Origin of the sequence: Streptomyces sp. NPDC015125 (assembly GCF_043080045.1) — a bacterium.
Lineage (GTDB): Bacteria > Actinomycetota > Actinomycetes > Streptomycetales > Streptomycetaceae > Streptomyces.
Genome location: NZ_JBIBVF010000072.1, coordinates 1 through 1031, shown reverse-complemented (window position 1 = coordinate 1031; position 1031 = coordinate 1). Strand labels below are relative to the sequence as shown.

Genomic DNA, 1031 nt, shown 5'->3' with positions numbered 1-1031 from the left:
CTCCACCACGCCCGGCTCCTTCACCGCCACGCTGCTCGGCGAGGAGGTCCTGGACTGGATGCAGCGGCTGACCTTCCCCGACGAGCGGGTCCAGCCGCTGATCCGCGGCGTCACGCGCATCCACGTCGTCGAGGAGGCCCGGCACGTGCGGTACGCCCGCGAGGAGCTGCGGCGGCAGATGGTGACGGCACCGAAGTGGTCGCAGGAGTTCACCCGGGTCACCTCCGGCGAGTTCGCCCGCGTCTTCTCCAAGGCCTTCATCAACCCCGAGGTCTACACGAACGTCGGCCTCGACAAGCGGGAGGCCCTGGCCCAGGTTCAGGCCAGCGGCCACCGCAAGGAGATCATGCAGACCGGCGCGAAGCGCCTGACCGACTTCCTGGACGACATCGGCGTCCTGCGCGGCGCCGGCCGCAGGCTGTGGCGGTCGTCGGGGCTGCTGGCCTAGTCCGGCCGGTCCGCTCCGCCGACATGGGTGGGCGCCCGGTTGTGCGGGTTACGCTGCGGTTCATGACCCCGCAGGCCTCCACCCCCGCCTACCGCCGGCTCAGCGTCGAGGAGCGCCGCGTCCAGTTGCTGGAGGCGGCGCTCACCCTCTTCGCGCACCGGCCCCCGGAGGAGGTCTCCCTGGACGACGTGGCCGAGCAGGCCGGGGTCTCGCGGCCGCTGGTGTACCGGTACTTCCCCGGCGGCAAGCAGCAGCTGTACGAGGCCGCGCTCGGGTCCGCCGCCGACGAGCTGCGGCTCTGCTTCGACGAACCCCGCGAGGGCCCGCTGCTGGCCCGGCTGTCCCGCGCCCTGGACCGCTACCTCACCTTCGTCGACCAGCACGACACCGGTTTCAGCGCCCTGCTGCGCGGCGGCAGTGTGGTGGAGACCTCGCGGACCTCGGGCATCGTGGACGGCGTGCGCCGGGCCGCGGCCGACCACATCATGCGCCACCTGGACGTCACCGAGTCCGGCCCCCGGCTGCGCATGACCGTCCGGATGTGGATCACGGCGGTGGAGGCGGCCTCGCTGATCTGGCTGGA

General features: G+C 72.5%; 2 protein-coding genes. Both read left to right on the top strand.

All coding sequences use genetic code 11. From position 1 onward, the window contains the following. A partial coding sequence (locus ACF088_RS41400) for a diiron oxygenase (protein WP_392381142.1) occupies positions 1–448 on the top strand: 448 nt, incomplete at its 5' end. 62 nt (positions 449–510) lie between these two features. Next, on the top strand, positions 511–1031 hold a 521-nt coding region (locus tag ACF088_RS41395), incomplete at its 3' end, for a TetR/AcrR family transcriptional regulator (RefSeq protein ID WP_392381141.1).